The sequence below is a fragment of the Streptomyces polyasparticus genome (assembly GCF_014493765.1).
Lineage (GTDB): Bacteria > Actinomycetota > Actinomycetes > Streptomycetales > Streptomycetaceae > Streptomyces > Streptomyces polyasparticus.
This window is the reverse complement of the sequence record NZ_JACTVJ010000058.1, coordinates 1-3804: the sequence shown is the minus strand read 5'-3', so window position 1 is coordinate 3804 and position 3804 is coordinate 1. Positions and strand designations below refer to the sequence as shown.

Genomic DNA, 3804 nt, shown 5'->3' with positions numbered 1-3804 from the left:
CACTGTGACCGTTCGCCGTCGCTCGCACCTGCACCGAGCCCGCCTTCGACCCCGCCTTCACCTTCACACTCGAATATCCCTGCGAGTCCGTGGACTTGTCCACCGACGTCCCGCCATCCACAAAGGTCGAGCCGGTGCCACCGTCATCAGTAATCTGGTAGGTGACCTTCGCCCCATGCACGCCCGACGAATCCTTCAGCGCCTGCGTCACCAACGGATCAGCAAACTCCGAACCCGCCGAGGCCTCCTGACCATCACCCGAACTCATCTTCAGCTCAGACACACTGGTCGTCGGATCCGTCACCGTCACCGACACGTTTCCCCTCGCGGTAATTCCCGCGGAATTTCTCACCGTGTACTCAAAAGAATCCGCACCCACGAAACCATCATCCGGGGTATAAAGGACCTTCCCGTCCTTGATCTCCGCACCACCATTCGCCGGATCCGTCACCGACACCAGCGACAGACCCGTACCCGAGTCATTCGCCAGCACCGGAATCTCGACCGCCGTACCCTGCTCAGTAGACGCGGAATCCGCACGAGCCACCGGCGCGGTCGATGGGGCATAAAGCAAGACGGAAGACGTTTGTCCCAGCGAACCTTGGACATAGAAATACGCGCTAGTGTTTGTCCACTGCGACCCAAGATTCACGCTGATGCTGAAGCTCTGGTCGTCTCGATGAGGGCCAGAACCAACGGTAACGGTACTGCCGCCCGGTATCACGCGCTTAACGTACACCGTATCACCCAGGTTACCCGAGGTCAGGAATCCATTCATGGTGAACGTCGAAGGCACGGTGCTCCCCCCCTGAGGGGAAGTGATTCCAGTTTGCGCCCGGTCCGAGGTAGAGGCAGCGGGCTGGGTGTCGGAGATCGCCCCGGATGGTTGGGGTGCGGCGCCAGCGGTGTTGATGAGGCCGCTACCGATGGCAACCGCGAGGAGGGCGGCAATGCCGCCCCGGCGGGCAAGAGCGCTACGAGACACAGATGATCCTTCTACAGGGGAGACTTCGGTTCCACCGAAGCCGCGATCGAACACAACACGCTGAGGCCAGGCGAGATCGGACCCCCGACCGCAGCAGCCTCGCCCGCACACCTGACGGGACGGACGGCTCGCCAGCACGCACCACGGCGTCCTGACCTGACATCACCCATACAAACCCCCTCCCCACCCCCGGCCGGCCCACCAAACGTTGATACACGCCTCCGAATGGCGACACCCGGAAGGACGTAGGATGTCCGGCAGGGAGGCCCCTCATATCTCCGCAGAGCCAAAAACACCTCCGCAAACCGCCGTGGAAGCCAAGCCGCAACACCCCCACACGCAAGACCGGCGCCACGTCAGGGATTTGTAATGCGCCTGCAACCCTCTCTACCTGATTCCGGTTTGTACGGCGAAAGCAGTTTCTACAGTCTGCTGGCGCGACGGGTTTTGGCCTGGTTTTGGCCGCGCTGTGCCCGAGTTCGGTAAGGCTTTTGATGACGACTTTGCTGGTGATAGCCAAGGAGCCGGTGCCGGGCCGGGTGAAGACCCGACTCACGTCCGCGTACACGCCGGTAGAGGCTGCGCGACTGGCCGAGGCGGCGCTGGCGGACACGCTGGTCACGCGCAAGCCCGCCGGCGCCACCTCGGTCTACCGGTAGTCCGTTAAACCCGGCGGTAAAGATTCAAGAGGTCTGCCGGAGGTGACCGCGTCGAGGAGGGCTTGGAGTTCGAGTGGCGGGTCCTTGTCGGTCCAGGCCCGCCACCAGCGGGTCAGGGTGATCGCCGGGGTGGGCTTCGCCCCGCTATGTGGACATCTGCGAACTATGCAGCCAGGTTCAGACTACCCGAGTTGATCGAGCGTCGTTCGAATTCGACCGGGCTGATATGGCCGAGCGCGGAATGACGGCGCCGATTGTTGTACCAAGCCAGCCAGGTGAACACGGACATGCGAGCCTCTGATTTCCCCAGCCAGCGCTCCCCGTAGAGCAGTTCACGTTTCATGCTGGCGAAGAAGGATTCCGCGAGGGCATTGTCGTAGCTCGATCCCACCCGCCCCATTAAGCGGCGGATGCCGTGCTTTCGGCAGGCAGTGGCGAAGGCGGCTGATGTGTATTGGGTGCCGCGGTCTGAATGAAAGACGACTCCGTCGACCGATCCGCCGCGTGTGGCCACCGCTGCTTCCAGAGCATCGACGACGAGATCGGAGCGCGTGTGCTCTGCCATGGACCAGCCCACGACGCGGCGTGAGTGGATGTCGATGACAGTGGCCAAGTACATCCAGTCCTTGCCGACCGGCAGATACGTGGTGTCACCGCACCAGCGCACATTCGGCCGAGGTGCAGAGAAGTCCCGTTCCAGAAGGTCCGGAGCTTTCGGCGCCCGGGCGTCGGGGATGGTGGTCCGCTTGCCCTTGCCTAGATGGCGCCCGGATATTCCGGAAGCACGCATCAGCCGGGCGACCCGCTTATGGTTCACCAGCTCGCCGTTCTCCCGGAGCTCGCGGGTGATTCGCGGAACCCCGCAGGCGCCTTTCACCTCGCTGTGGATAGCCCGGATCTATTCGGTCAGCACCGCCTCGGCCTGCGCCCGCGCACGGCGGGCCGGCTCGGCCAGGCGCCACCGGTAGAAACCCGAGCGGGAGACCCGGAGAATTCTGCACAGCCGCTGTATCCCGTACTCCAGATGGTGGGCAGAGATGAACCGCCAGCGGCTGGTCATCGATTCATCTCTTTCGCAAAATACTGGGCGGCCTTGCGAAGGATCTCCTTCTCCAGCTCCAGCTCGCGGACCAGTTTGCGCAGCCGCTTCAACTCCTCACGCTCGGCCGGCGTCATCGCCTCACCGCCCACACCCAGGGCAGGGCCTCTGGCGGCCCGTACCCACTGCCGCAGTGACTCGGTGTTGACCCCGAGCTCCCGGGCCACTGAGTTGATCGACCGGCCGGTGGATGCCACCAGCTCGACCGCGTCCCGCTTGAACTCCTCCGGATACCGGCGTGCAGCCACCCGGACACCTCCATCTCGGACCCCACGATCCGATCTTCAAGAGATGTCCACCAATGGGGCAAACCCCAGTCCCAACCTTCCTCAGCACCGTCAGCGGCTTCAGCGGCTTCAGCGGCTTCAGCGAGTCCAACGCGCTAGGTGTATTGACCACGAGCGTTGTTAACGCTAGGCCAGGTCTTGAGCATGGCGAAGACCTCCGGCGTGGTGGAGGTGTCGAGTCTTCACCGCGCGGAGGTCTTCGTGTCCCACCGTAATGCCCGGCTGACCGTTCATGGCAGGCGGATCCTGGTCGAACGTGTCCTCGCGGGCCGCCCGGTCGCGCATGTCGCCGCGGAGATGGGCATTTCCCGGCCCACGGCCCACAAATGGGTCCGCCGCTGGCGAACCGAGGGCGACGCAGGTCTCCACGACCGCACCAGCCGGCCCCACTCGACCCCGCACCGGACCTCCGCCGCGCTCGAGACCCAGGTCTGCCGACTGCGGACCGACCGCAAACTTGGCCCCGCACGGATCGGCCCGATCCTGGGCCTGCCCACCTCGACCGTGCACCGCATCCTGACCCGCCACGGTCTGAACCGACTGGCCTGGCGCGACCGCCCCACCGGCGAGCCGATCCGCCGCTACGAACGCTCCCGCTCCGGCGACCTGGTCCACGTCGACATCAAGAAGCTCGGCAACATCCCCGAAGGCGGCGGCTGGCGAAACGGTCGGCAGAACAGCCGGCGACCGCAACCGTCGGGTCTGTACGGTCAACGGTGGATCTTCGAGCAGGAAGTAACACCTGATGACAGACGTGACCGTGTCGGCTGAGGC

The 3804-nt window shown here is 64.4% G+C and carries 1 protein-coding gene and 3 pseudogenes; 2 read left to right on the top strand and 2 right to left on the bottom strand.

Annotated elements, in window-relative coordinates; translation table 11 throughout:
* On the bottom strand, window positions 1-796 hold a 796-nt coding region (locus H9Y04_RS45090), incomplete at its 3' end, for an Ig-like domain-containing protein (RefSeq protein ID WP_187820061.1).
* Window positions 797-1479: 683 nt separating this feature from the next.
* Between H9Y04_RS45090 and H9Y04_RS45085 the strand changes: the two are divergent.
* Window positions 1480-1608: pseudogene (locus tag H9Y04_RS45085) on the top strand (glycosyltransferase); the annotation flags it as partial.
* Window positions 1609-1807: 199 nt separating this feature from the next.
* Here H9Y04_RS45085 and H9Y04_RS45080 read toward each other — a convergent pair.
* Window positions 1808-2991 (bottom strand): annotated as a pseudogene (locus H9Y04_RS45080) (IS3 family transposase).
* Window positions 2992-3231: 240 nt separating this feature from the next.
* Here H9Y04_RS45080 and H9Y04_RS45075 point away from each other — a divergent pair.
* A pseudogene (locus H9Y04_RS45075) lies at window positions 3232-3693 on the top strand (helix-turn-helix domain-containing protein); the annotation flags it as partial.
* Window positions 3694-3804 lie beyond the last annotated feature (111 nt).